General features: G+C 72.6%; 24 protein-coding genes. 17 read left to right on the top strand and 7 right to left on the bottom strand.

What is annotated here, in order from left to right; genetic code table 11:
• Nucleotides 1-93 precede the first annotated feature (93 nt).
• Entirely contained in the window at nucleotides 94-1137 is a 1044-nt protein-coding gene (locus ABZ848_RS31920) for an Rv2578c family radical SAM protein (protein WP_360837523.1), read from the bottom strand.
• A 168-nt stretch (nucleotides 1138-1305) separates the two neighbouring features.
• Between ABZ848_RS31920 and ABZ848_RS31915 the strand changes: the two genes are divergently transcribed.
• The 5 genes from ABZ848_RS31915 (at nucleotide 1306) to ABZ848_RS31895 (ending at nucleotide 8976) form a co-directional block, all read left to right on the top strand.
• On the top strand, nucleotides 1306-1749 hold the full coding sequence (locus ABZ848_RS31915; RefSeq protein WP_360837522.1) for an SRPBCC family protein: 444 nt from the start codon (nucleotides 1306-1308) through the stop codon (nucleotides 1747-1749).
• Nucleotides 1750-1897: 148 nt separating this feature from the next.
• Nucleotides 1898-4285 carry an MFS transporter gene (locus ABZ848_RS31910; protein WP_360837521.1) on the top strand — a complete coding sequence of 796 codons (2388 nt, stop codon included), beginning with the start codon at nucleotides 1898-1900 and terminating at the stop codon, nucleotides 4283-4285.
• Nucleotides 4286-4428: 143 nt separating this feature from the next.
• Nucleotides 4429-6933: a SpoIIE family protein phosphatase gene (locus ABZ848_RS31905; RefSeq protein ID WP_360837520.1), complete on the top strand. Its 2505-nt coding sequence runs from the start codon at nucleotides 4429-4431 to the stop codon at nucleotides 6931-6933.
• Nucleotides 6934-7106: 173 nt separating this feature from the next.
• Nucleotides 7107-7832, top strand: coding sequence for a class I SAM-dependent methyltransferase (locus ABZ848_RS31900; protein WP_360837518.1), 726 nt, complete (start codon nucleotides 7107-7109; stop codon nucleotides 7830-7832).
• Nucleotides 7833-8022: 190 nt separating this feature from the next.
• Nucleotides 8023-8976, top strand: a complete 954-nt coding sequence (locus tag ABZ848_RS31895; protein WP_360837516.1) for a superoxide dismutase — start codon at nucleotides 8023-8025, stop codon at nucleotides 8974-8976.
• 83 nt (nucleotides 8977-9059) lie between these two features.
• Here ABZ848_RS31895 and ABZ848_RS31890 read toward each other — a convergent pair whose 3' ends face one another.
• The 3 genes from ABZ848_RS31890 to ABZ848_RS31880 form a co-directional block, all read right to left on the bottom strand.
• The gene (locus ABZ848_RS31890; protein ID WP_360837514.1) at nucleotides 9060-11222 is read right to left on the bottom strand and encodes a hypothetical protein; all 2163 of its coding nucleotides are present in this window, start codon (nucleotides 11220-11222) and stop codon (nucleotides 9060-9062) included.
• Nucleotides 11219-11758, bottom strand: a complete 540-nt coding sequence (locus ABZ848_RS31885) for a hypothetical protein (protein ID WP_360837513.1) — start codon at nucleotides 11756-11758, stop codon at nucleotides 11219-11221. Before ABZ848_RS31885 ends, ABZ848_RS31890 begins: the two co-directional genes overlap by 4 nt.
• 136 nt (nucleotides 11759-11894) lie before the next feature.
• Nucleotides 11895-12485, bottom strand: coding sequence for a TetR family transcriptional regulator (locus tag ABZ848_RS31880; RefSeq protein WP_360837512.1), 591 nt, complete (start codon nucleotides 12483-12485; stop codon nucleotides 11895-11897).
• Between the two features lie 99 nt (nucleotides 12486-12584).
• Between ABZ848_RS31880 and ABZ848_RS31875 the strand changes: the two genes are divergently transcribed.
• The 8 genes from ABZ848_RS31875 to ABZ848_RS31840 all read left to right on the top strand — a co-directional run bounded on the left by ABZ848_RS31875 (nucleotide 12585) and on the right by ABZ848_RS31840 (nucleotide 20272).
• Complete coding sequence (locus tag ABZ848_RS31875; RefSeq protein WP_360837511.1) at nucleotides 12585-13304, top strand: NAD(P)-binding domain-containing protein; 720 nt, start codon at nucleotides 12585-12587, stop codon at nucleotides 13302-13304.
• Nucleotides 13305-13312: 8 nt separating this feature from the next.
• Nucleotides 13313-14068, top strand: a complete 756-nt coding sequence (locus tag ABZ848_RS31870) for a dienelactone hydrolase family protein (RefSeq protein ID WP_360837510.1) — start codon at nucleotides 13313-13315, stop codon at nucleotides 14066-14068.
• 73 nt (nucleotides 14069-14141) lie between these two features.
• Nucleotides 14142-14975, top strand: a complete 834-nt coding sequence (locus tag ABZ848_RS31865; protein ID WP_360837509.1) for a M55 family metallopeptidase — start codon at nucleotides 14142-14144, stop codon at nucleotides 14973-14975.
• Nucleotides 14968-16272 carry a M20/M25/M40 family metallo-hydrolase gene (locus ABZ848_RS31860; RefSeq protein ID WP_360837508.1) on the top strand — a complete coding sequence of 435 codons (1305 nt, stop codon included), beginning with the start codon at nucleotides 14968-14970 and terminating at the stop codon, nucleotides 16270-16272. Before ABZ848_RS31865 ends, ABZ848_RS31860 begins: the two co-directional genes overlap by 8 nt.
• A gap of 17 nt (nucleotides 16273-16289) precedes the next feature.
• A complete protein-coding gene (locus tag ABZ848_RS31855; protein WP_360837507.1) occupies nucleotides 16290-18278 on the top strand; it encodes a prolyl oligopeptidase family serine peptidase in 1989 nt (662 codons plus the stop codon).
• Nucleotides 18275-19210 carry an LD-carboxypeptidase gene (locus ABZ848_RS31850; protein WP_360837505.1) on the top strand — a complete coding sequence of 312 codons (936 nt, stop codon included), beginning with the start codon at nucleotides 18275-18277 and terminating at the stop codon, nucleotides 19208-19210. The genes ABZ848_RS31855 and ABZ848_RS31850 overlap by 4 nt, the downstream gene beginning before the upstream one ends.
• A 79-nt stretch (nucleotides 19211-19289) precedes the next feature.
• On the top strand, nucleotides 19290-19535 hold the full coding sequence (locus tag ABZ848_RS31845) for a LapA family protein (RefSeq protein WP_360837504.1): 246 nt from the start codon (nucleotides 19290-19292) through the stop codon (nucleotides 19533-19535).
• Between the two features lie 182 nt (nucleotides 19536-19717).
• On the top strand, nucleotides 19718-20272 hold the full coding sequence (locus ABZ848_RS31840) for a GNAT family protein (protein WP_360837502.1): 555 nt from the start codon (nucleotides 19718-19720) through the stop codon (nucleotides 20270-20272).
• Here ABZ848_RS31840 and ABZ848_RS31835 read toward each other — a convergent pair.
• Nucleotides 20250-20597 carry a DUF6204 family protein gene (locus ABZ848_RS31835; protein WP_360837501.1) on the bottom strand — a complete coding sequence of 116 codons (348 nt, stop codon included), beginning with the start codon at nucleotides 20595-20597 and terminating at the stop codon, nucleotides 20250-20252. The genes ABZ848_RS31840 and ABZ848_RS31835 overlap by 23 nt on opposite strands.
• A 62-nt stretch (nucleotides 20598-20659) precedes the next feature.
• Between ABZ848_RS31835 and ABZ848_RS31830 the strand changes: the two genes are divergently transcribed.
• The 3 genes from ABZ848_RS31830 (at nucleotide 20660) to ABZ848_RS31820 (ending at nucleotide 24941) form a co-directional block, all read left to right on the top strand.
• Nucleotides 20660-21559 (top strand): arginase family protein, encoded by a 900-nt coding sequence (locus ABZ848_RS31830; RefSeq protein WP_360837500.1) that lies wholly within the window; start codon nucleotides 20660-20662, stop codon nucleotides 21557-21559.
• Nucleotides 21560-21599: 40 nt separating this feature from the next.
• Nucleotides 21600-23594 (top strand): DUF5107 domain-containing protein, encoded by a 1995-nt coding sequence (locus ABZ848_RS31825; protein WP_360837498.1) that lies wholly within the window; start codon nucleotides 21600-21602, stop codon nucleotides 23592-23594.
• A 99-nt stretch (nucleotides 23595-23693) separates the two neighbouring features.
• A complete protein-coding gene (locus tag ABZ848_RS31820; RefSeq protein ID WP_360837497.1) occupies nucleotides 23694-24941 on the top strand; it encodes a M48 family metallopeptidase in 1248 nt (415 codons plus the stop codon).
• A gap of 5 nt (nucleotides 24942-24946) precedes the next feature.
• Here ABZ848_RS31820 and ABZ848_RS31815 read toward each other — a convergent pair whose 3' ends face one another.
• Complete coding sequence (locus ABZ848_RS31815) at nucleotides 24947-25294, bottom strand: VOC family protein (protein ID WP_242763268.1); 348 nt, start codon at nucleotides 25292-25294, stop codon at nucleotides 24947-24949.
• 81 nt (nucleotides 25295-25375) lie between these two features.
• Nucleotides 25376-25924 (bottom strand): hemerythrin domain-containing protein, encoded by a 549-nt coding sequence (locus ABZ848_RS31810; RefSeq protein ID WP_360837495.1) that lies wholly within the window; start codon nucleotides 25922-25924, stop codon nucleotides 25376-25378.
• Between the two features lie 138 nt (nucleotides 25925-26062).
• On the opposite strand from ABZ848_RS31810, the gene ABZ848_RS31805 reads away from it, so the two are divergent.
• The coding region (locus ABZ848_RS31805) for a phage holin family protein (protein ID WP_360837493.1) at nucleotides 26063-26462 on the top strand (400 nt) is incomplete at its 3' end.

Raw genomic sequence — 26462 nt, 5'->3', positions numbered from 1 at the left:
GGTCCTCGCCGCATCGTCCCGGAAAGCGGCACCGGAGGAACGCGTTCTGGCAATACTTGACCCAATCGGATCGAGGGATGCGCTCGAACGCTCTCAAATCAACGTGAGTTGGGTCGATTCGGACACGGCCGCCTCGACCGGCTCCGGCGGCGGGATCCGGCGCGGCATCCCCGCGCGCGTGGGGCCGATCCCGTACTCCTGGGCCAGCTCGTGGACCTGACGGGTGATCCGGCGCTGGTACCACTTCGGCGCGTAGGCGCCGTCCGCGTACAGGCGCTCGTAGCGGCGCACCAGGTGCGGGTGGTGGTGGGCCAGCCAGGCCATGAACCACTCCCGGGCGCCCGGGCGCAGATGCAGCACCAGGGGCGTGACCGAGGTGGCGCCCGCGGCCGCGATCGCCCGCACGGTGGCACGCAGTTGGGCGGGGTGGTCGCTCAGGAACGGGATCACCGGGGCCATCAGCACACCGCAGCCGATGCCGTGCTCGGCCAGGGTGCGCACGACGTCCAGGCGGCGCTCGGGGGCCGGCGTGCCCGGCTCCACGGTTCGCCACAGCTCGGGGTCGGTGAAGCCGACCGAGACCGAGATGCCGACGTCCGTCACCTGGGACGCCTGCACCAGCACGTCGAGGTCGCGCAGGATCAGCGTCCCCTTCGTCAGGATCGAGAAGGGGTTCGCGTGGTCGCGCAGGGCGGCCAGGATGCCCGGCATCAGCCGGTAGCGGCCCTCGGCGCGCTGATAGCAGTCGACGTTGGTGCCCATCGCTATGTGCTCGCCCAGCCAGCGGCGCGAGCCCAGCTGGCGGCGCAGCAGCTCCGGCGCGTTCACCTTGACGACGATCTGCGAGTCGAAGTCGATCCCCGAGTCGAGGTCCAGATAGGTGTGCGTCTTGCGGGCGAAGCAGTAAACGCACGCGTGCGAGCAGCCGCGGTAGGGGTTGACTGTCCACTCGAAGGGCATCCGTGAGGCGCCCGGCACCCGGTTGATGATCGAGCGCGCCCGCACCTCGTGAAACGTGATGCCGCGGAACTCAGGTGTGTCGAAGGTCCTGCTCACGACCGCGTCCGCGCCGAACAGCGCGGAGTCGGCCGCCCGGCTGTGACCGCCGGAGTCCACTGTGAGGTTCTCCCAGCGCATGACGCCTCCTTGGTAGCGCTGCCCCCAGAGTGAAACACGTGTTCGAATTACGGGGCAAGTGCTCTTTCTGATCGCTTCCGACCCCCTCGGGCACCCCGATTTGGGCGGCCCTGGGCGGGGGTGGTTGGCTTGCCCCAACCCCGAGAACGCAAGTCCTGGAGGAAATCGATGGCGCAGGTCGAGGCCACTACGGAGCGGGTCGTCGCGGCGGACGCGGAGAAGGTGTTCGACGCCCTCGCCGACTACAGCGGCACCCGGCGGAAGCTGCTGCCCGAGCACTTCAGCGAGTACGAGGTGCGCGAGGGCGGCGACGGCGAGGGCACCCTCGTCCACTGGAAGCTCCAGGCCACCAGCAAGCGCGTCCGTGACTGCCTCCTGGAGGTCACCGAGCCCACCGACGGACAGCTCGTCGAGAAGGACCGCAACTCCTCCATGGTCACCACCTGGACGGTCACCCCGGCCGGCGAGGGCAAGTCCCGCGTGGTCGTCAGCACGGTCTGGAACGGCGCCGGCGGCATCGGCGGCTTCTTCGAGAAGACCTTCGCACCCAAGGGCCTCGGCCGGATCTACGACGCCGTGCTCGCCAACCTGGCGACCGAGGTCGAGAAGTAAGTCCCCGGTGAGCGGGGGTCGTTGACCTCCCTCACCGGATCGAGTGGATCTCGGTGCGTTACACCGATCCGCCGTAACTCGTCGCGCTTGCTCGGAGTTGTCGCTTTAAGCGGGAATTTGTCAGGCGGCGCGACGAGGGGAGCGGTACGTGGGCGGGATCACTCTGGTGCACGAGGAAACGGCGCCGCCGGCGCCCGCGCGGGCCGCCGCCCCCGCACCCGCGACACCGGCCGAACTGAGCCCGCGCCGGGTGCGGTTGGTCTTCCTCGGGCTGATGCTCGCGCTGCTGCTCGCCGCGCTGGAGCAGATGATCGTCGCCACCGCGCTGCCGAAGATCGTCGGCGAGCTGCACGGCCTCGACCGGATGTCCTGGGCTATCACCGCGTATTTGCTGACCTCCACCGTGGGCCTGCCGGTCTACGGCAAGCTCGGCGACCTGCTCGGCTGCAAGGGCGTCTTCCAGTTCGCCATCGTCGTCTTCGTGATCGGCTCCGCGCTGGCCGGCCGCGCGCAGTCCATGGACCAGCTGATCGCCTTCCGCGCCGTCCAGGGCGTCGGCGCGGGCGGGCTCATGATCGGCGTCCAGGCGATCATCGCGGACATCGTGCCGCCCCGGCGGCGCGGCCGGTTCATGGGCCTGATCGGCGCCGCGTTCGGGCTCGCCTCCGTCGCGGGACCCCTGCTGGGCGGCTACTTCACGGACCACCTCTCCTGGAGGTGGTGCTTCTACTTCAACGTCCCCTTCGGCATCGTCACCCTGGCCGTCGTCACCGTCGTACTGAAGCTGCCGAAGCCGCGGACCAGGCCGCGCCTCGACATCCTCGGTGCGCTGCTGCTCGCTGCCGCTTCGACATGCCTGGTCCTGCTGACCAGTTGGGGCGGCACCGAGTACGCGTGGAGCTCGCGGGTGATCCTCGGGCTCGGCGCCGGAGCCGCGGCGGCCAGCGTGCTGTTCCTCGTCGCCGAGCGCTTCGCCGCCGAACCCCTCATCCCGCTGCGGCTGTTCAGGGACTCCGTCTTCAACGTCACCGGTCTCGTGGGCCTGGTGATCGGCGTCGCGCTCTTCGGGGCCGCCAGCTATCTGCCGACCTTCCTGCAGATGGTCGACGGCGTCTCCGCCACCGGGTCCGGACTGCTGATGCTGCCCATGATGGGCGGGATCGTCGGCGCCTCGATCATCTCCGGGCAGCTCATCAGCCACACCGGGCGCTACAAGATCTACCCCTTGCTCGGCAGCGCTCTCTCGGTCGTCGGCATGTGGCTGCTGTCCCGGCTCCAGGTCGACACGCCGCGGCTGCACTACAGCATCTGGATGGCCGTCCTCGGCGCCGGAATCGGCCTGGTCATGCCGGTACTGGTCCTCGCCGTGCAGAACTCGGTGCGCCCCGCCGACCTCGGCACCGCGACCAGTGCCAACAACTACTTCCGGCAGATCGGCGGCAGCGTCGGCGCCGCGATCTTCGGCACCCTCTTCGCCGACCGGCTCTCCGACGCTCTGGCGAAACGGCTGCCCACGCGCGCGGGTGCCGGTCTTCCCGACCCCGAGTCCATCACACCGCAGCTCGTCCACGCCCTGCCCGCGCCGCTGCGCGACGGCTACATCCGGGCGTACGCCGACGCCATGCCCCGGATCTTCCTCTACCTGGTGCCGGTGCTCGCCCTCGGCCTGCTCATCGCCTTCTTCCTCAAGGAGAAACCGCTGGTGTCCCACAACGCCGCCGAAACCGAGCCCGCGCCCGTGAACGCCCCGATCCCGCAGGCGCGTTCGCCGTACGCCGCCGGAATCCCTGTCTGCGGCACGGTGCAGCACCCCGACGGCACCGTCGTGCCGCGCGCGGCGCTCACGCTCATCGACGTGGCCGGGCAGCAGATCGGGCGGGGCGCGAGCGGCGAGGACGGGCGGTACGCGCTGTCCACGCCCGGTTCGGGGTCGTACGTGCTGATCGCCGCAGCGGGCGGCCACCAGCCGCAGGCCGTCTCCGTCACCGTCGGCGAGCGCCCCGTCGAGCTGGACATCGTCCTCGGCGGCGCCGGGCGGCTCGCCGGCAGCGTGGTCACCGCGGACGGCAGCGTCGTACGGGACGCCACCGTCACCCTCACCAACGTGCACGGCGAGGTCGTCGCCACCACCCGCAGCTCCCGCGAGGGCGGTTACGTCATCACCGAGCTGGTCGCCGGCGAGTACACCCTCGCGGCCAGCGCGCCCGCGTTCCGCCCGGCCGCGCTCCCCGTCAGCGTCCAGGCCTCCCGGGAGACCCGCCAGGACGTCGAGCTCGCGGGCGGTGCCGTACTGCGGGGGACCGTGCGGGCCGGGGGCGGGCGGCCCGTCGAGGACGCGCGCGTGACGCTGCTCGACGCGGCCGGGAATGTCGTGGACACGCTCACCACGGGAGCCGACGGAACGTTCCGGTTCGTCGATCTCTCCTCCGGCGAGTACACCGTGATCGCCGCCGGTTACCCGCCGGTCGCGACCGTGCTCCAGGTGGCCGGCGGGGGGCGCACCGAGCGGGACCTGCAGCTGGGGCACGAGGACTGAACCACTCCGGCGCACACGCCCAGGCGCCCGTGCGCCCGCCCCGCATCAATTCCCGTATTGCCGCACATCACCGATGACGGGAGCCGTACCGTGGAGTGGGCGACACAGATCTTGCGGAGCCGTGCGGAGAGAGGGCCTGGGCCATGGATCGTGGCACCGAGAGGGACGCACCTCCCAGCCCTGCTGCTGGGAACGGCGCGCCGGCCGGGCACGCCGGTCGTGTCCCGCTGGCCGTGGTCGTGGTGGACCGCGACGGCCTCGTCTCGCACTGGAGCACCGGCGCACGCCGTCTGTTCGGAGTCGCCAAGGACGAGGCGATCGGACACCCGGCCGTCGACCTGCTGCCCGTCTCCGGCGCCCTGCCCGACGAGGACGAGACCCCGCTCTACGGCCCGTACGCGGACTACGGCGGACTCGGCCCGGACCTCGAATCCTCCCTCGGCGGCCGGCTCTCCTACCCGGCCGCGGGCCGCGCCCGGCTCACGGTCCCCTCGCGAAGCGAGATGGGGGTCCCCCCGCCCGAAGGGTGGGGGAGGAATCGGGTCGACGTGCTGTGGTGGGCGTACCCCCTGGTGGGGCCGGGGTACGAGCGGCTGCTGGTGCTCGCCGCCGACACCGCGGGCCTGCGTCAGGACGAGGCCGACGGCGTCGACGGGGACATGGCCTTCGAGCGGATCGCCCCGGGCTTCGCCCTGCACACGGACTTCCCCGGCGCCGAGGAGCTGGCCCGCCGGCTGCCCGAGATCCTGCCCAGCATGAGCGTCGACGAGAGCGCCCGCATCGTCGCGCAGGTCCTCGAACTGGGCTATCCCGTCCTGGAGTTCAGCCAGAACGACCGGGTGCCCGTCACCCCCGACTGGGGCGTGCCCCGGCGCGCCGAGCGCAGGGCGCGCCGCGAGCGGGCCGCCCGCGCGGTGGCCGAGGGCCTGCCGGTGCCGCAGGAGACCGCCGACGAGGGCGAGGACCTGGAGTACGCGGCCGTCCGTGAGCACCTGGAATTCCTGAACGAGGTCAGCGGGCGCATCGGCACCTCCCTCGACCTCTCGCGGACGATCATCGAGGTCAGCAAGGCCGTCGTACCGCGCTTCACCGACGTCGCCGGCACCTATCTGCGCGAACAGGTCGTCGCGGGCGAGGGGTTCCCGGACGGCGTGCCCGACACCACCACGATGTGGCACCGGGTCGCCGTCGAGCACACCGACGAGCCCGGCCGCTGGGACGACGTCGTGCCGGTCGGCGAGGCCATGCCGTTCCCGGCGCACACGCCCTTCTTCCAGTGCATGACCAGCGGCGAACCCGTCCTGGTGCCGCGCATCAGCGAGGAGATGGGCCACGCCATCGCCGCGCAGTTCGAGAAGCGCGACATCCGGCCCCTCATCACCGGCCGCTCCATGCTGGTCGTACCCCTGAAGGCACGGAACGTCGTCCTGGGCTTCATGATCCTGCTCCGCCACCCGGAGCGGCCCGTCTTCAACGACATGGACCGCGTCACCGGCGCCGAACTCGCCGCCCGCGCGGGCCTCGTGCTCGACAACGCGCGCATGTACACCTACCAGGAGAGCGTCGCCGAGACCCTCCAGGACAGCATGCTGCCGCACATCCCGCCGCGCATGGCGGGCTGCGACATCGCCACCCGCTACCTTCCCGGCACACTCCTCGGCCGCGTCGGCGGCGACTGGTTCGACTCCGTGAAGCTCCCCGGCGCCCGCACCGCCCTGGTCGTTGGCGACGTCATGGGCCACGGCCTCAACTCGGCAGCCATGATGGGCCAGTTGCGTACGGCCGTGCAGACCATGGCCGCGCTCGACCTGCCGCCCGCCCAACTGCTGCGCAATCTCGACGACCTCGCCCAGCGCCTCGGCGACAACTACCTCGCGACCTGCGTGTACGCCGTCTACGACCCGATCGCGAGCGAGCTGCACATCGCCAACGCGGGCCATATCCCGCCCGTGCTGGTCCGTGCGGAGGACGGCCACAGCGAGCTGCTCGACCTGCCGACCGGCGCGCCCATCGGGGTCGGCGGGGTGCCCTTCGAGGCGGTACGCGTGCGCGTGGAGCCCGGCGACCGGCTCGTGATGTGCACCGACGGCCTGGTCGAGGTGCGCGGCGAGGACATCGGCGTGGGTCTCGCCACCCTCAGCGAGTCCGCCGCCCACCCGGCCGCGTCCATGGACGACGCCTGCGACTCCATCATCCGCGCCCTCAACACCCGCGGCGGCCGCAAGGACGACGTCGCCCTGCTGATGGCCCGCCTGAACGGCATCGAGACGGACGACGTCGCCGAATGGCGCATCACCCTCGACCCGATCGAGGTGCCACGCGCGCGTGCCGCGGTCCGCGAGCAACTGCACGACTGGGGGCTCGCGAAGCTCGCCGACAACGCCGAGCTGATGGTCAGTGAGCTCGTCACCAACGCCGTACGGCACTCCCACAGCCGCCCCGTGGAACTGCGGCTGGTCCGCGGCGACACCCTGCTGTGCGAGGTGGAGGACGACGACCACGAGCTGCCGACGCTGCTCAGCGCCGGGCCGACCGACGAGTTCGGGCGCGGCCTGCGCGTGGTCAGCACGCTCGCCCGCGAGTGGGGCACGAGTCGTACGAAGACCGGCAAGACTGTCTGGTTCGAACTGACCCTGCCGCGGCGCTGAACCGCACCCCGGCCGACAGCACCACAGGGGCGCGAGGGGCGCACAGGGGCGGACGCGGGTCGAATGCGGAGTGAAGGAATGCGCGACGCGCTTGTAGCCGTGACCAGGGCGCGATAGACCGTACTGGCCCGTCACTTGCGGCGGGGTTCGCGGCGCACCCTGGGGAGTTGGCCATGAGCGTGACGAGTCGGTACCGGGAGGCCTGGGAGGGCTTCTGGCGGGACGCCCCCGAGGAGGAGGGGGCCGTCTTCTGGGACGCGGAGCCGGCTCTGACCGCCGCCCTCCATCTGGCGCTGTTCGAGCCGCACCTCGCCGACCCCGGCCTCGCGATGGTCGACCTCGGCTGCGGAAACGGCACCCAGACGCGGTTCCTCGCCGACCGCTTCCGGCATGTCGTCGGCGCCGACCTGTCCGGGGCCGCGATCGAGCACGCCCGGCATGCCGACCCCGCCGGGCAGGCGACCTACCGGGTGCTGGACGCCGTGGAGAAGAACGAGACGGAGTCGCTGCACGCGGAGCTCGGCGACGCCAACGTCTATATGCGCGGTGTCCTGCACCAGGCCGAACCCGACGACCGGCAGCCCATGGTGGACGGGATCGCCGCGCTCCTCGGCGACCGGGGGCGCGCCTTCCTCGTCGAACTCTCCGAGGACGCCAAGCCGGTGCTGCTGGGCCTGGCACAGAGCCCGGCCGGACCGCCGCCCAAGCTCGCCCCGATCTTCCAGCACGGCATCGCCCCCGGCGAGGTGGCCGACGCGTCCGTACCCGAGTACTTCCGCACGGCCGGCCTGACGATCCTGGCGAGCGGCGAACTCCCGCTCACGACAACCGAGTTCACGCCCGAGGGCACGCGGATCGTGCTGCCGTCCAAGTGGGTGGTGGCGGGTCGGACGAGCTGACGCCGGCGCTTGCGCGGAGCGCGCTGATCGACGTGTGGAAGGGGTGGGGCGGCGGGGAACTCCCGTGTGCGGTGGTTCGTTTGACACGAACAGGAATCGAAATCTCGGTCAAGGCCGGGTCATCGACTTCCCGATGTTCGTCCAGCCACGTGTTCGCCGTCCCGTCCCCCCATCCCCGGAGGCCCGAACCATGACCCGGACCCACCCCCACCATCCGTCCCGGAGAGCACTGCTCGGCTCGGCCGCGCTGGCCGGTCTCGCCGTCGCGGCCGGCGCCGGTACGGCGAGTGCCGCCCCGTCCGCCGGTGAGTCGACCTGGCCGACCGAGTTCCCGCTCCCCGACGGCTGGCTCCCCGAGGGCATCGCGATCGGCGGCAAGCCCTTCGCGTACATGGGCTCGCGCGCGAACGGCGCCATCTACCGCACCGACCTGCGCACCGGCGCGGGCGGAGTCCTCTACGCCGGAGCGACCGGCCAGGTCGCCGTCGGCCTCAAGCTGGACCGCGACGGACTGCTCTACGTCGCCGGCAGCACGGGAGTGGCCCGCGTCCACGACTCCCGCACCGGCGAGCTGCTCAAGACGCACCAACTCACCGAGGCCACCGGCCACTTCATCAACGACGTCACCCTGCTCGGCGACCGCGCCTGGTTCACCGACTCCCGCGCGGCCTCCCTGTACGGTGTCCCGCGCGGCCGTGACGGCGAGGTGCGCGCCCTGCCGCTGACCGGCGACTGGGTGCAGACGCCGGACGTCAACAACGCCAACGGCATCGTCGCCGCGCCGGACGGCCGCGGCCTGATCGTCGTCAGCAGCACACCCGGCAAGCTCTACAACGTGAGCCCGAAGACCGGCCACGCGACCGAGATAACCCTGTCCGGCGCGGCCGACGTGGCCAACGGCGACGGGCTGTGGCGCATCGGCCGCACCCTGTACGTCGTGCAGAACCGCCTCAACCTGATCAGCGTGTTCGACCTCGACGCCAGGGCCACGACCGCGACCCTGCGCCGCACGATCACCGACCCGCGCTTCGACGTCCCGACCACCGCGGCCCGGTTCGGCAACCGGCTGTATCTGGTCAACGCGCGCTTCACCAGCCCGCAGACCCCGGAGACGACGTTCAACGCGGTGGCCGTGTCCATCTGACCCCGTCCGACGGGTCGGGTCCGCCCAGCGGCGTGAAGCTGCTGCCGCGGGGCGGACTTGGGCCAGGAGGCGCCGGGGGCGGGTCAGTTGACGGAGCGTCCCCGGCGGTAGGCCGCCCAGCCCGCGCCCGTCAGGGCGGCCGCGAGCGCGGCGACGGACAGCGCGCCGACACCGGTGGCGGCGAGGCTGCCGCTCGTGGCGGACGTGTCCGTGGCCTCCGTACCGGTCCCGGCGGTTCCGGACGGTGAGACGTCGGACCCGCCGGTCGTCTCGGAGCCGGTGCCACCGGTCGCCGCCGTGCCCGAGCCGGTTCCGCCGCTGGCAGCGGTGCCGGAGTCGCCGCCTGTGGTGCCGCCGCTCTCGCCCGGGTCGGTCCCGCCGCTGTCCTCCCCGCCGGTCACGCCCCCGCTGTCGTCCCCGCCCGTCTCCCCGCCCCCCGCCTCGGTGACCGTCAGCGTCACCGGCGCGGTCCGGGTCGTGCCCGCGGAGTTGGTGAACTCGGCGCGGTAGCGGTGGCCGTCGTGCGAGGCCAGGGCGGTGAAGCTGTACGTGGTGTCCGTCGCGCCCTCGACCGCCGACCAGGTCTGTCCGGCATCGGTACTGACCTGCCAGCGCACGGTCGGCTCCGGGGTCCCCTCGGCGGTGGCCGTGAACGTGACCTCCTCACCCGGGGCGACGGACTGGTCGGCGGGGGACCGCGCGACCTTCGGGGACATCCGCCGGTCGAGGCGTACGACCTTGCTCTCGGCCTGATCGGTGACGTACACGGACCCGCCGCCGGGCGTGACGGCGACGCCCGCGTAGGCGTCGGCGCGGTTGCCCGGCAGGGCGACGGGCTCGGCCGCCGGCTGGAAGGTGCTCGTGTCGTAGACCTCCAGGGACCCGACGTTGTCCGCGCCGTTGTCGGCGTTGCCGTAGTCCTCCCGCAGGACGAAGGCCTCTCCCGTGGCCGTGTCGAAGGCCGCCGCCGTGGGCCGGTCCTGGCCCTCCAGGGTGGCCAGCAGCCTGGCGTCGCGGTCGAGGACGAGCACCGAAGTGCCGCTGCCCACCCAGATGTTGCCGGTCGCGGGGTCGGCTTCGAGGAAGGTGACGTAACCGTCGGGGAGTTGCGCCGTGGCCGTCACCGTGAAGGAGCCCGTGTCGACGCGGCGCAGCAGGCCGCCGGTGGCACCGGCGGACCAGGCCGCGCCGTGCGCGCCGTCCACGCCGAGGGCCGAGCCGCCGTCGAGGGTGACCGTGCGCCGGACTGCTCCGGTGGCGGTCTCGATCTCGGAGAGGGCCGGGCCCTGGGCGACCAGCACCGTGCTTGCGTCGGTGCCGGGGCCCGCGCCGGTGACCGTGGCGCCGGTCAGCCAGACGCCCTGCGCGGCGGTGTCGCCGTCCTTGGCGGTGCCGATGCCGCGCAACGGGTAGTGGAAGACGACCCCGTCGCCCGCGAGCGGTGCGATCAGGAGCGGGACGTTGCGGGCGGCCAGGGCACCGGTCGAGCCGGGGGCCTGCGCGACGTGGGAGAGCACTCTGCCGTCCGCGGGGTCGAGGGCGTACAGGCCGCGCTCGTTGACGTCCGCCGTGTCGGGGATGTCCGCCGAACCGACGTACAGCTTCCCGGAGTCGGGATGCAGCAGGAGGTCCTGCGGTCGGCCGGCGGTGGTGAACTCGGCCGTGCGGACGTAGCTGACGGTGCCCGCGGGTACGTCGACGCCCTCGCCGTCGCCGGGGGTCGTGCCCGCGAAGGCGACCGGGACCCGGACGTCCTGCGAGCGGTCGCCGGTGCCGCGGTGGTCGACGCGGGTGACGACCGAGCAGGCGACCTGTGTGCAGTCGACGTTGGTGTCCTTGGCCTTGAGCGCGAGTTCGACGTCGAAGGTGCCGCCGTCGCCGTAGGCGAGCGCGAGTTCGCCCTCGTTCGGGTCGCCCTTCGGGACGATCCACTTCGAGGCGCTCGCGCCGCCACTGGTGTCCGCGCCGCCGAGGCACGGGCCGGGGATCCGGTCGTCGCCGTTGTCCTTGCACAGGGCGACGTAGATGCCCTTGGTCGCGTCGTACTTCTCGCCCGTGACGCGGATCGTCTCGCCCTCGGGGTCCAGGCCGGCGGTGGCGGAGACCGTGAGCCGCTGGCCCGCCTGGCCGACCCCGGTGGCCGGACTGCCGGCCGCACTGGCCGTGGAGCCCGTCGCGAGGGAGGCGGTCACGAGCGCGGCGGCGCCGAGGAGCGCCGCCGGGCCGGTGTGATGGACGCGGTTCACTGGAAGGTGATCGGGACGTGGACGTCGTAGTTGCGGTCCTCGCTGTCGAAGTGGTCCGCGCGGGTGACCACGGCGCAGGTGACGTCCTCGCCGCAGACGCTGCCGTCGTCGAGCGTGGCCTTCACGTAGATCTGCACGCTGAAGGTGCCGCCGGTGCCGAACTTGGAGCTGTTGGCGAAGAGCCCGCCGAAGGTGTTGTTGACCCAGTGCGAGGCACCGGTGGTGCCGGACTCGTCCTGGCCGCCGAGGCAGGGGCTCGGCTTGTTCGCTCCCGGCGCGCCCTCGACCACGCACAGACCGACGTAGACGCCCTGGCTCGTGTTGTAGCCGGATCCGGAGACGGTGATGGTCTGGCCGGACGCGGCCGCGGTGTCGGGCGCGGTCAGCGACAGGTTGTAGGTGGTGCCCGCGTCCGTGACCGTGCGGGTCGAGGTCGCGGCGGAGGCGGAGGTGGCCAGGCCCAGGGTGAGCGAGGCGGCGGCGACGGCGGCGAGGCCCGCGCGGGCGGCGGTACGGGCGGACGGAACGGCTCTCATACGGGAGCGCACCTTTCTCGAAGGACAGGTGAAACTTAGGTAAGGCAAACCTAAGTGCAAGCTCCTGGTTTTTGTCAACGCACGGCAAAGAACCCCAACTCCCGGCAAGGGGAGAGGGGTTGGGGGTGGGTGGGGGTCAGCCCGTCGTGAACGCCGAGAAGGCCTCGTCGAGGAGGGCGACCAGGTCCTGGCCGCCGTCCGAGGCGAGCCAGTGGTCGAGGGCGACGTTCAGACAGTCCAGGGCGGCCGCCGCGCGGACGGACTGCGCGAGCGTGGGCCGCTCGGCGCCCGCGCGCTCGGCCAGGGCCTCGGACAGGGCCGGGCGCCAGCTGTACTGCTTCTCCAGGTGTCGCGCGCACAGCGCCGGGGTGTCCCGGACCAGCCGGGTCGTCTCCAGGGAGCCGGCCGGATCCAGGTGGTACCGCTCGATCACCGTGTCCAGCGCCCGCCGCAGCGCCGTCCACTCGTCCTCGCCGGCCGGCCGGGCGCGCAGGGCGTCGGCGACCCGCCGGTCATGTCCGTCGAAGGCGCCCAGGACGGCGTCCTCCTTGGTGCCGAAGTAGCGCAGGAAGGTGGAGCGGGAGACGCCGGCGGCCGCCGCGAGGTCGTCCAGGGTGACCTTGTCGAATCCCTCCCGACGGAACAGCTCGAAGGCCACCTGGGCCAGTTCGGCCCGTACGGCGGCTCGGGCGATGTCCCTCGTGTTCGTACGCGCTGCTCCCGTCACCCCGCGATCCTAACTCCCTCGTAGAACCTCGCTTGCAGTGTCGAAACTCAGTGGCTAGCGTGACACTCAGTTTCACATACGACGCGGAGGTGCGCCAGAGTGACCAAGACCCTCGGAATCATCGGCAGCGGCATGATCGGCGGTGCGGTCGCCAAGCTGGCCGTCGCCGCCGGACTGGACGTCGTGCTCAGCAACTCCCGCGGCCCCGAGACCCTCGCCGACCTCGTCGGCGACCTCGGCCCGAGCGCCCGCGCGGCCACCCCCGCCGAGGCCGCCCAGGCGGGTGACCTGGTCGTGGCGGCCGTACCGCTGAAGGCCTACGGCGAACTGCCGGCTGCCGCGCTCGCGGGCAAGGCGGTCGTCGACGCGATGGTCTTCCACCCGCAGCGCGACGGCGACATCGCCGAACTGGACGGGGGCGCGCTGACCTCCAGCGACCTGGTGCAGCGGCACCTGGCGGACTCCCGGGTGGTGAAGACGTTCGCGACCATCGACTTCCACCACCTGGTCACGCTCGCCCGCCCCGCGGGCGCCGCCGACCGCAGCGCGCTGCCCGTCGCCGGTGACGACACGGAGGCCAAGGCGCGGGTCGTCGACCTGCTGGACGCCTTCGGGTACGACGCCGTCGACATCGGCGGCCTCGCCGACAGCTGGCGGCTCGCGCCCGGGACGCCCGCCTATGTGGGGCCGTACATGGGGGAGCGGCCGGAGGGGCTGAGCCAGGAGGAGGCGCAGCGCTGGTTCTTCCAGTCGCCGGGCGTGCCCGTCCCCGCCGCCCGGGTGAAGGAACTGACCGACGCCGCGATCCGCGAGAACTGAGAGAGCCCATGACCGCCGTACAGGGCACCGCCGTCGAGATCACCACCCCCGACGGGACCGTCGACGCCTATCTCGCCGCCCCCGACGACAGCACCCCGCGCCCCGCCGTCCTGTTCTACATGGACGCCTTCGGCCTGCGCCCGCACCTGAGGTCGATGGCCGACCGGCTGGCCTCGGCCGGTTACGCGGTGCTGGTCCCGAACGTCTTCTACCGGTTCGGGCCCGCGCCCGTGGTCGAGCTCCCCGATTTCATCAACCCGGCCGAACGCCCGGAGATCATCGGGCAGTTGGGGCCGGCCGCGCGCACCCTCACCCCCGAGGGCGCGATGCGGGACGCCGCCTTCTACCTCGACTGGCTGGCCGCGTCCCCGCTGACCACCGACGGCCCGGTCGGCGTCACCGGCTACTGCATGGGCGCGGGGCTCGCCCTGCGCACCGCCGGCACGCACGCGGACCGCGTCGCCGCCGCGGCCGGCTTCCACGGCGCCTACCTCGCGACCGACGCGCCGGACAGCCCCCACCTGCTCGCCGACCGCGTCACGGCCGAGCTGTACTTCGGCCACGCCGACCAGGACTCCACCAACCCGGCGGAGCAGATCGACCGCCTGGAGAAGTCCCTGACCGCGGCCGGGGTGCGCCATCGCAGCGAGGTCTACGCGGGCGCCCACCACGGCTTCACCCAGGCCGACACCGCGATGTACGGCGCCGAGGCGTCGGAGCGGCACTGGACGGCGCTGCTGGAGCTGTTGGGCCGCACCCTCTGAGGCTGCTTTCGGAGGCGCGCTCCGGCCGCCGCTTCCTGGCCCGTTTCCCCCGTGGCGCGTAACGTGACGCTCCATGAAGATCCTGATCAGCGCCGACATGGAGGGTGCCACGGGGGTGACGTGGCCGGCCGACGTGCTGCCGGGGACGCCGCAGTGGGAGCGGTGCCGGTCGATGTTCACCTCGGACGTGAACGCCGCCGTGCTCGGGTTCTTCGACGGCGGCGCGGACGAGGTGCTCGTCAACGAGGCGCACTGGACGATGCGGAACCTGCTCCTCGAACAGCTCGACGAGCGCACGCAGATGCTCACCGGGCGGCACAAGTCGCTGTCCATGGTGGAGGGCGTGCAGCACGGAGACGTCGACGGCATCGCGTTCGTCGGCTACCACGCCGGCGCCGGCATGGAGGGTGTGCTCGCCCACACCTACCTCGCCAACTCCATCACCGGCGTGTGGCTCAACGACGAACGGGCCAGCGAGGGGCTGCTGAACGCGCGCGTGGTCGCCGAGTACGGGGTACCCGTCGTCCTGGTGACCGGTGACGACGTGGCCTGCGAGGACGCCCTCGGGTACGCACCCGAGGCGCTGAAGGTCGCCGTCAAGGACCATGTCTCGCGGTACGCGGCCGTGTGCCGCACCCCGGCCCGCACCGCCGCCGACATCCGGGCCGCCGCCAAGGAGGCGGCGCGGCTGGCGGTCCGTCAACAACCGGTGCAGGCAGGGCCGTTCACCGTCGCGCTCGAGTTCGACGCCGAGCATCTCGCCCTGGCCGCGACCGTGGTGCCGGGCGTGAGCCGGATCGGGGAGCGGAAAGTGGCGTACACCAGCGAGACCATGTACGAGGGGATCCGTACCTTCAAGGCGGTCACCACCATCGTCTCGGCCGCCGTGGAGGAGCAGTATGGCTGACGAGCAGGCACTGGACGAGGTCGTGCGGTTCACGTCCGACCTCATCCGCATCGACACCACCAACCGCGGCGGCGGGGACTGCCGGGAGCGGCCCGCCGCCGAGTACGCGGCCGGACAACTGGCCGGAGCGGGCCTGGAACCCGTCCTGCTGGAGCGCACCGCGGGCCGGACCAACGTGGTGGCGCGCATCGAGGGCTCCGACCCGACCGCCGACGCGCTGCTGGTCCACGGTCATCTGGACGTCGTACCCGCCCGGGCCGAGGACTGGAGCGTGCACCCCTTCTCCGGGGAGATCCGCGACGGGGTCGTCTGGGGGCGCGGCGCGGTCGACATGAAGAACATGGACGCGATGATCCTCGCGGTCGTACGCGGCTGGGCGCGTGCGGGCATCCGGCCCCGGCGGGACGTCGTCGTCGCGTTCACCGCGGACGAGGAGGACAGCGCCCGGGACGGGTCCGAGTTCCTCGCCCGCGAGCACGCGGCCCTCTTCGAGGGCTGCACCGAGGGCGTCGGCGAGTCGGGGGCCTTCACCTTCCACGACGGCGCAGGGCGGCAGCTCTATCCGATCGCCGCGGGCGAGCGCGGCACGGGCTGGCTGAAGCTCACGGCGCGCGGACGCGCCGGGCACGGCTCCAAGGTCAACCGGGAGAACGCCGTCACCCGGCTCTCCGCCGCGATCACCCGGATCGGCGAGTACGAGTGGCCCGCGCGGCTCACCCCGACCGTGCGGGCCGCGCTGACCGAACTCGCCCTGCTCTACGGCATCGAGAGCGACCTGGACGACGTGGACGGCCTGCTGGACAAGCTCGGGCCCGCGGCCAAGCTGGTCGAGGCGACCGTCCGCAACAGCGCCAACCCGACCATGCTGGAGGCCGGTTACAAGGTCAACGTCATTCCGGGCGAGGCCGTGGCGTACGTCGACGGACGCCATCTGTTCGGCGTCGAGGACGAGTTCAGGGCCACGCTCGACAAGCTCACCGGCTCTGACGTCGACTGGGAGTACCACCACCGGTCGATCGCCCTCCAGGCCCCCCTCGACTCGCCCACGTACGCGAAGATGCGGGCGGCCGTCGAGGAGTTCGCCCCCGAGGGACAGGTCGTGCCGTACTGCATGTCCGGCGGCACCGACGCCAAGGAGTTCTCGCGCCTCGGCATCACCGGCTACGGCTTCACCCCGCTGAAGCTGCCCGAGGGCTACGACTACCAGGCCATGTTCCACGGCGTCGACGAGCGCGTCCCGGTCGAGGCGCTGCACTTCGGGGTACGCGTACTCGACCGCTTTCTGCGCACGGCCTAGGCGAGTTGGGGGAGAACGTGCAGACCCTGCCGTACGGATCCTGGCCCTCGCCCATCGACGCGGCCCTCGCGGCCGCGCACGACGGGCACCCCGAGTACGTCGGCTTCGTCGGCGACGAGGCGTGGTGGACCGAGCCACGGCCCACCGAGGGCGGCCGGCGCACGCTTGTGCGGCGGCTCGTCGGCGGCCGGGAGGAGCCGGTGCTGCCCCCGCCGTGGAACGTCCGCAGCCGTGTCATCGAGTACGGCGGCCACCCCTGGGCCGGGGCGGTCGTGGACGGCCGCCCGCTGGTGGTCTTCGTGAACTTCGCCGACCAGCGGCTCTACCGGTACGAACTCGACGGCGAGCCAGTGCCGTTGACGCCCCTCTCCCTCGTGGGCGGCGGACTGCGCTGGGCGGAACCGCGGTTGGTGCTCGACCGGGGCGAAGTGTGGTGCGTCCTGGAGGAGTTCACCGGCGACGGGCCCACCGATCTGCGCCGCGTGCCGGCCGCCGTACCCCTGGACGGTTCGGCCGCCCAGGACCGGGACGCGGTACGTGAACTCACCGATGCCCGGCACCGGTTCGTCACCGGCCCCCGCCTCTCGCCCGACGGACGCAGCGCCGCCTGGCTGGCCTGGGACCATCCGCGGATGCCGTGGGACGGCACGGAACTGGTCGTCGCCGGGGTCGCCGAAGACGGCACGCTCCATCGGCAGCGGACCGTGGCCGGCGGACCCCGGGAGTCGATCGCGCAGGTCGACTGGGCGGCCGACGGCTCCCTGCTGTACGCGAGCGACCGCACCGGCTGGTGGAACCTCTACCGCGACGGCAGCCCGCTCTGCGCCCGCGAGGAGGAGTTCGCCGGACCGCTGTGGAAGCTCGGCCAGCGCTGGTTCGCCCCGCTGGACGGCGGCCTGATCGCCGTCGTGCACGGCCGCGGCGCCACCGCCCTCGGGATACTGGACCCGGAGACCGGCGAGATCGTCGACGCGGCCGGCCCCTGGACCGAGTTCGCGCCGACCCTCGCGGTGCACGGCGAGCGCGTGGTCGCCGTCGGCGCGAGCCCGCGCAGCGCCTACGAGGTCGTAGAGCTGGACGCACTCCCCCACGCTCGAACAGGCTCGCGCGGGGGCGCCCCCATCGGCAGAGCCCGCGTGATCGGCGCCGAGCACGACGACGCCGTCGACCCCGCGCACTACCCCGAGCCGCAGATCCGCACCTTCACCGGCCCCGCCGGACGCGACATCCACGCGCACATCTACCCGCCGCACAACCCGGGTTGCGTCCCGCCAGGCGACGAACTGCCGCCCTACGTCGTCTGGGCGCACGGCGGCCCCACCAGCCGCGCGCCCCTCGTCCTCGACCTGGAGATCGCCTACTTCACCTCCAGAGGCATCGGCGTCGCCGAGGTCAACTACGGCGGCTCGACCGGGTACGGGCGGGAGTACCGGGAGCGGCTGCGCGAGCAGTGGGGCGTCGTCGACGTCGAGGACTGCGCGGCCGTCGCGCTCGCCCTCGCCGACGAGGGGACCGCCGACCGCGACCGGCTGGTCGTCCGCGGCGGCAGCGCCGGCGGCTGGACCGCCGCCGCCTCGCTCACGAGCACCGACGTCTACGCGTGCGGCACGATCATCTACCCCATCCTCGACCTCGCCTCCTGGGGCGACGGGGAGACCCACGACTTCGAGTCGCAGTACCTGGAGACCCTCGTCGGACCCCTCGCCGAGGTGCCGGGACGGTACGCGGAACGCTCGCCCACCGAGCACGCCGACCGCATCACCGCGCCCTTCCTGCTGCTCCAGGGCCTCGACGACGTGATCTGCCCGCCCGCCCAGTGCGAGCGGTTCCTGGAACGGATGGCCGGACGGAGGGTGCCGCACGCGTACATCGCCTTCGAGGGGGAGGGCCACGGCTTCCGCCGCGCGGAGACCATGATCCGCGCCCTGGAGTCCGAACTCTCCCTCTACGCCCAGGTCTTCGGCCTCAACCCGCGCGACATCCCGACCCTGGAGCTGTCCAAGTGACCGAAGAGGTACGGGAACTCGTCCGTCCGGCCCGGCTCGCGCCCGGCGCCCGGGTCGCCGTCGTCGCGCCCAGCGGGCCGGTGCCGGAGGAGCGGCTCCAGGCCGGCCTCGACGTGCTGCGCGGCTGGGACCTCGACCCGGTCGTGGCACCCCATGTGCTGGACCGGCACCGGGAGTTCACCTACCTGGCGGGCACGGACGCCGACCGCGCGGCCGACCTCCAGGCAGCCTGGTGCGACCCTGCGGTGGACGTGGTGCTGTGCGCGCGGGGCGGTTACGGCGTCCAGCGCATGGTCGGACTCCTCGACTGGGACGCGATGCGGGCCGCCGGGCCCAAGGTCTTCGTCGGCTTCAGCGACATCACCGCGCTGCACGAGGCCTTCGCCACCCGGCTCGGCCTCGTCACCCTGCACGGGCCGATGGCGGCAGGGATCGACTTCATCAAGAACACTCAGGCCCAGGAACACCTCAAGGCCACGCTTCTCGCCCCGGAGACGGTCCGCACGATCACCTCCGGCGGCACCGCCCTCGTCCCCGGCCGGGCGCGGGGCGTGACCCTGGGCGGCTGTCTGTCCCTGCTCGCCGCGGACCTGGGCACGCCGTACGTCCGGCCCGGTGCGCGCGGCGGACTGCTCTGCCTGGAGGACGTCGGCGAGGAGACGTACCGCCTTGACCGCTACCTCACCCAACTCCTGTGCGCGGGCTGGCTCGACGGGGTGAGCGGGGTGCTGCTCGGGTCGTGGCAGGACTGTGATCCGTACGAGAAGGTCCGCGCGATGCTCGTCGACCGGCTCGGCGGCCTCGGGGTGCCCGTCGCCGAGGAGTTCGGGTTCGGGCACTGCGCGGGCGCGCTGACCGTGCCCTTCGGGGTGAGCGCCGAACTCGACGCCGGCGCGGGCACGCTGACCCTCGACCGGCCCGCCCTGCGCTGACCGTCCGGGTGGGCCGCTCCGTCACCCGGACGGCGGCCCCCGCCGTGTGGGCGCGGGGCCCCGGGCCCACCCTGGTCGCATGAGCCCGAAGACCGCCGAGAGCGGCGCCAAGAGCGGGGGCCGGGGCCGGCAGCTGATGACCCCCTCCCGGATCATCGTGCTGCTCCTCGCCGTTCTCGCCCTGATCTTCATCTTCGAGAACACCCGCGCGACCAGGATCCGGCTGCTGATCCCCGAGGTCACGATGCCGCTGTGGATGGCGCTGCTGGCCACGGGCGTCATCGGCGCTCTGTGCGGGGCGTATTTCATGAGGCGGCGGAACTGAGCCGTCCTGGGGAAGCCGGCTGCGGTTCGGCAACGCCGTCAGGGGAGCGGGGCTGTGACATATCCCTCCCGCTCGAGCGAAGCCGAGAGTGGGGGAGCGACCAGCCACGATGGCGCCGCAGCCGACCGACAACCCCTCGCTGCTCTCCCAGCGGAGCGCTTGGCACGCCGTAGGGTGGCTGGATGCCGCATGCATCCCGTTATCTCGCCGAGGGCCCCCGCGTGGGGATACGTCACTTCACCTACGAGGACGGCGCCGAGTTCGCCGCCCGGGCCCGGGAGAGCAAGGACCTGCACCAGCCCTGGCTGTTCCCGCCGGACACGGCCAACGGGTACACCGCGTACGCGGCCCGGCTGATCGAGGACCGGACCAAGGCCGGGTTCATGGTGTGCGAGAAGGAGAGCGAGCACGGCGACGGGGCCATCGCCGGGTTCATCAACATCAACAACATCGTCGAGGGCGGCTTCCAGAGCGGCGCGCTCGGTTACGGCGCGTTCGCGCACGCCGCCGGGCGGGGGCTGATGCGGGAGGGGCTCGACCTGGTGGTCGGGTACGCCTTCGGCGCGATGCGGCTGCACCGGCTGGAGATCAACGTACAGCCGCAGAACGCCGCGTCGATCGCCATGGCTCGCTCGTGCGGCTTCCGGCTCGAAGGCTTCTCGCCGGCCATGCTCTTCATCGACGGGGCCTGGCGGGATCACGAGCGCTGGGCGATCACCGCCGAGATGCGGGCTTGAAGTTGATCTTCATGGTGTCGAGGTCCGTGACGGTGGACTTCAGGCCCCGGAAGCCGTAGCCCAGCTCCCGCAGCACCGTCTCCGCCCGGTCCTCCGCGATCGCGCCCGCCATCTCCTCGCCGTCGGCGGCGTCCGACACGACCACGTACCGCATGGAGAAGTGCTTGAGCGGCGCCGGCTCGTACGACAGCGAGCCCTCCTCGGAGAACCGCATGCTCGCCATGCCGTGGTCCGCCGCCTCGGCCAGCAGCCGCCCGCGGGCCTCCTCGCTCAGCCCGTCCCACGTGCCCCGGACGATCACCCGGTACGTGTGCTGCTCGCCCATCCGTCCGCTCCCGCCTCGAATCGCGTTGAAGGCCCGACTGTACGTCGACGAGGATGAACCGCATGCGGAATTTCGTCGTGCTGGACGCCCCCTCCAACCTGGGCCTGCGCCCGCCCGCCCCCGGCACCGTGCCCGGCTGCTACAAGCTTGCCGGGGCCCTGCGGGAGCAGCGGATCGTGCAGCGGCTGGGGGCGCTGGAGGGCGGGGTCGTCGTGCCGCCGCGGTACGACCGGGGGGAGTGGCAGGAGGGCGACGGGGTCTTCAACGCCGCCGCCATCGCCTCGTACACCGTGAGGCTCGCCGACCGCATCGAGCGGCATGTGCGGGCCGGGGACTTTCCCGTCGTGCTCGGCGGCGACTGTTCCATCCAGCTCGGCGCCTCGCTCGCGCTGAGGCGCGTCGGGCGCTACGGGCTGGTCTCGCTGGACGCCTCGCCCGACTTCCGGCACCCCGGCAATTCCGACCGGATCGGCGCGGCGGGCGGGGAGGAGGTCGCGCTGGCCACCGGGCGCGGGCAGGACGACCTGACGGACCTGGAGGGGCTGAAGCCGTATCTGCGCGACGAGGACGTGCGGTACTTCGGCATCCGGGACTGCTTCGAGGAGGAGCGGGCCGAACTCGCCGCCCTGAAGATTCCGGTCGTGACGGTGGGTGACGTGCGGGAGTGGGGCGGGGACGCGCTCGCGACGGCCACCGCTCAGGCCTTCGCCGTGCCCCAACTCCAGGGGTTCTGGGTGCACTTGGACGCCGACGTGCTCGACCCGTCGGTGATGCCGGCCGTCGACAGCCCGGATCCGGACGGGCTGCTCCCGGAGGAACTCGTCGCGGTGCTGCGGCCGTTGCTCGCCTCCCCGCAGTGCGTCGGGCTCAACGTCACGATCTACGACCCCGATCTCGACCCGGGCGGCTCGGCCGGCGCGCTGCTCGCCGACGCCCTCGTGTCCGCCTTTGCGGAATCCTGACCGGTACCTCCCCTGGTCAGCTCATCGGCGAGCGGCTTCCATGGTGATCGTGACGACGATCCGACGTGAGGTACTGACGTTGCCCGCAGCGGAGCTGGGCCCGGACAACCCGCTGCCCCCGTTGCGACTCCTGCACGAGGTGCACCGCATCGACGAACGGGACCGTGAGGAACTGCCCCGCGAGATGGCGCGGCAGGTCGGCTACGAGCCTCTGCGCAGCCTGCTGCCCGTCCGCGTCCGGGACGGTTACGGCAGAACACGCGAGCCCCGTGAGATCGACACCCTGGTGATCGAGAACGACCGCCTGAAGGCCACCGTCCTGCCCGGCCTGGGCGGCCGCGTCGCCTCCCTCCTCCACAAGCCCACCGGACGCGAACTCCTGTACCGCAACCCGGTGTTCCAGCCCGCGAACTTCGCGCTGAACGGCGCCTGGTTCTCCGGCGGCATCGAATGGAACATCGGCGCCACCGGCCACACGCCCCTCTCCTGCGCCCCCCTGCACGCCGCCCGCGTCCCCGCCCCCGACGGGTGGGGGCACCTCCCACGCCCTTCAGGCAGTGGGGGAGAGATGCTCCGCCTGTGGGAGTGGGACCGGCTGCGGGACCTGCCCTTCCAGATCGACCTCTGGCTGCCGGACGGCTCCGACTTCCTGTACGTCGGCGTCCGCATCCGCAACCCGCACGAGCGGCCCGTGCCGACCTACTGGTGGTCCAACATCGCCGTGCCCGAGGAGTGCCGGGTGCTGGCGCCCGCCGACGAGGCCTGGCACTTCGGGTACGAGCGGCGGCTGCGCCGGGTACCCGTGCCGTCGTACGACGGGATCGACCGCACGTATCCGCTCAACAGCCCTTACGCCGCCGACTACTTCTATGAGATCGAGGACGAGCGGCGGCGCTGGATCGCCGCCCTCGACGCCGACGGGCACGGGCTGGTGCAGACGTCCACCGACGTGCTGCGCGGACGCAAGCTCTTCGTGTGGGGGACGGGCCCCGGCGGGCGGCGCTGGCAGGAGTGGCTCACCGAGCCGGGCACCGGCGGCTACTGCGAGATCCAGGCGGGGCTCGCCCGCACCCAGCTGGAGCATGTCCGGCTGGAACCGGAGAGCGAGCTGAGCTGGCTGGAGGCGTACGGGCCGCTGGACGCACGCCCCGAGGGGGAGTGGGCGGCCATGCTGCGGGGCGCCGAGGTGCGGCTGGAGGCGGCCCTGCCGCGCGCCGAACTGGACGCCGCGTACGCCGCCTGGAAGCCGTGCGCCGACACCGAACCCGGCGAGGTGCTCGCCACCGGCTCCGGCTGGGGGGCGCTCGAAGTGCTGCGCGCCGACTGGAAGCTGCCCGGCACGCCCTTCGACGAGGACACGCTCGGCGAGGCGCAGGAGCCGTGGCTGCAGCTGTTGCGGGCCGGGTCCTTCCCCGAGCCGCGCCGGGTGCGGCCGCCCGGGCAGACGCTCGTCGCCGCGCACTGGCGGGACATGCTGGAGACCGCGCCGGCCACTCCGCTCACCGAGTACCACCTGGGCGTCGCCCAGTGGCACGCGGGCGACCGGGCGCAGGCCGTGCGCAGTTGGGAGCGGGCGCTCGAACTCGCCCCGTCCCTCTGGCCGTTGCTGCGCTGCCTCGCCGTCGCCGACCAGGAGAGCGGCAACCACGAGCGGGCCGCCGACCGGTACGCCGACGCCTTCGACGACCTGTGCCACGAGCGGCGCGACAACGGCGAGTCGTGGACGGCGGCCACGGCCGGGCTGGGCCGCGAGACGATCGAGGCGCTGCTCGCTGTGGGCCGCACCGCCCAGGCGCGTGACGTGTGGCGGCGGCTGCATCCGGCCACCCGCGGGCGCGGCCGGTTCCGGCTGATCGAGGCCGGGCTGCTGCGCGCGGAGGGGCGGGACGAGGAGGCGCTGGACGTGTTCCGCGCGGGCTTCGAGGTGGCCGACCTGCGGGAGGGGGCCGAGGCGATCGGCCGGCTGTGGAGCCATGTCACCGACGAACCGCTGCCGGCGCACTACGACTTCCGTATGCGGCCGCCCGAGTCCTGAGACGTAGGGAAGTCGGCCCCGCCCCGGCCGAACCGGAGCGGTACCCGCCCTCGTCGCCGCACACGAGTACGACACGGCGGCGACGGGGGTGGGGCACGCATGGCCGAGCAGACGACCGAACAGACCTGTCCGCAGTGCGGGGCGGGCATGCCCGTCGACGAGGGATATCCCGTGTGGTGCACGGGCTGCGAGTGGAACGTGGCGCCCGAGCTCTTCGTGTACGGCCTCGGCGGCACCGCGGCACGCCGGCGCGAGCTCGCCGGACGGCACAGCGCCGGGACCTTCGAGGAGCTGGCCCGTGAGGGCACGCGGGGGCGGCGGGCCTGGCTGACGGCCTCCTACGTCCTGTCGTACACCCTGGCCTTCGTGGTGCACGGGCTGTCGTTCGCGCTGCTGGGGGCGGGAGTCGGGCTGCTGGTGGCGGGCGGGGGCAATCCGGTCGCCTGGGCGGTGGGTGTGCCGCTGGTGCTGCTGTTCCTGGTCCTGCTGCCGCGCTTTCCGCGGCTCGGCTCCGGGGTGCCGCGGCTGGAACGCGCCGACGCGCCAAGGCTGTTCGGGCTCGTCGACAAGGTCGCGAGTGCAGTGGGCACGCGCAGCGTCGACGTGATCGTGGTGGACGGGCGGGTCAACGCCGGGGTGCTCACCCACGGGCTGCGGCAGCGCGTGCTGCACCTCGGGCTCGGGCTGTGGGCCGTGCTCACCCCGCAGCAGAAGGTCGCCGTGCTCGGGCACGAACTCGGCCACTTCGCGGGCGGCGACACCCGGCACGGCAGCGTGGTGGGCAGCGCCCTGTACACGCTGCGGCTGTGGGTGGAGGTGCTCAGGCCCGAGCGCTGGAACAGGCCGGTCACCCGTGTGCTGATCGCGGCCCCGCTCACGATCCCGCACCGCGCGGCACAGAGCGCCCTGACCCTCCTGGAGAAGGTGTCGCTGCGCGGCTTCCCGCGGCGCGAGTACCTGGCCGACGACCTCGCCGCCGAGGTCGCGTCCACCGAGGGCGCCCGGGACCTGATGGAGACGCTGCTGCACGCGGGACGGATCGACGACGAACTGCACCGGCTGGCGGCCGACCTGTCCGGCCCCCACGAGACGCTGTGGCCGCAACTCGCCGCCCGCCTGGCGGCCGTACCGGCGCGCGAGCGTGAACGGCTGCGCCGGGTCAGCGCGTTGGAGTGGCACCAGCAGGACGCCACCCATCCGCCGACGCACCTACGCGTCGAACTCCTCGACCGGCGCGGCCCGTCCGCGCCGAAGGTCGTCCTGGACCGGCGGACGGAGAAGGCGGTGGAGCGTGAACTGCGGCCCTCCGCACGGCGGTTGGCGCGCTCGATCGCACAGGAGCGGTGAGCGGCTTACGAGTTGCGGTCCACGTACTCGTACACCATGCCGTCCGGATGCACCGCGATCAGGTTGCGGCCCGCCGGAGTCGCCACCGGGCCGGCGACGACATGGGCGCCGAGCTCGGTGAGGACCCGGTGGGCCTCCTCGACGTCCTTGACGGCGATCGTCGCGGCGACCTTGCGCAGCACCTCCAGCTCCGCCTCGGGCCCGCTCATCAGCAGGAAGCAGCCGACCGCGGCCACCTGGACGCCACCGCGCTCGAAACGCAGCGCGGTGCCGCCCGCCAGTCGTTCGTAGAAGGGGACCGCGGTCTCCAGGTCGTCGACGCAGACGCGCAGCGTGGCTCCCAGAATGTCCATGCGGACGAGCCTAGTTGGGGCGGCCGGAAGAGGAGATCGCTTCGCATGATCGTCACCCTTTCCGGCCGCCTTGCGCGCGGGTCAGCCCATCGCCTTGCGCACGACGTCCCGGGTGCGGTCGACGACGGCCGCGACCGGACCGACCGCCATGTTCTTGACGGCGCTGTCGGTGCCGGGATGCGGGCGGGTCGGCGCGAGGGCCTCGGCGGCCTGCACCGCGCGGGCCAGGGTCTCCAGCCTGCCGCGGTCCGCGACCCGGTCGAAGTGCGCGAACTCGTACCGCTCCTCGTTCTCGGCGTGCGCGAGCACGTCCTGGCGCAGGGCCGCGAACTGGTCCAGGAACTCGGGCGAGTCCGGATCCATGTCGTCGAGGCGGGACAGCGCCTGCTTGGCGTGCTCCTCCTCCTCGACGCGGTCCTTGACGACCAGTTCGCCGCCGTCGATGTTCTTGCGGGCGAAGGGGTGGACGACCTCTTCCTCGGCGGTCTCGTGCACCGCGAGGAGCCGGACGAGGTCGTGGAAGTGGCGCGCCCGGTCCTGGCCCTTGGTGTTCGCCACCTCGTCGAGCAGTTCTCGGATCCTGGTGTGCTGCCCCTTGAGCAGCTCCACCACATCGGTGCGCTCGGTCATCCTCTTTCTCTTCCTGCGGTAGGGGATGTGCGTCCGGTTGTGCGGGCGGGCGGGTACCCGGGGGTCCGGCGCCGACGCAGCGCTTTCCGGTCGTCACGGGCCGCGTTATGCGTACGGGTGTACGGGTACTCGGCGGCCATGGAAGGCTTGGATCATCTGGAACATCTGGACAAGCACCTGGTCGACGAGCTGGCGCAGGTGGCGCGCGAGACCGTGCGCGAGGAACTGCGCGAACAGACTCGCAAGCAGCGCCGTACGGCCATGCTGTACGCCGCGTCCGGCGCGGTCGCCCTCTACGCGGGCGCGGCGCTCGCCCTCACCGTCGGGCTGGCCCTCGCGATCGGCCTGCCCGACTGGGCCGCCGCGCTGATCACCGCGGCGATCCTCGGCGTGGTCGCCTACGTCCTGCGCGGCGCGGCCCGCCCGTCCGCCTCCCGGCCGACGCCGGAGCGCCGGGCGGAGCTGGCCGCGATGCAGGGCGACCCGGCCGGCGCCCCGGCGTCCGGCACCCCGGCGGGCGGCCTCGGCATGCCGGTCC

Source organism: Streptomyces sp. NPDC047081 (assembly GCF_040643775.1).
Lineage (GTDB): Bacteria > Actinomycetota > Actinomycetes > Streptomycetales > Streptomycetaceae > Streptomyces.
Note: the sequence above shows the minus strand (reverse complement) of the source record. Positions and strands in the feature narration are given on the sequence as shown.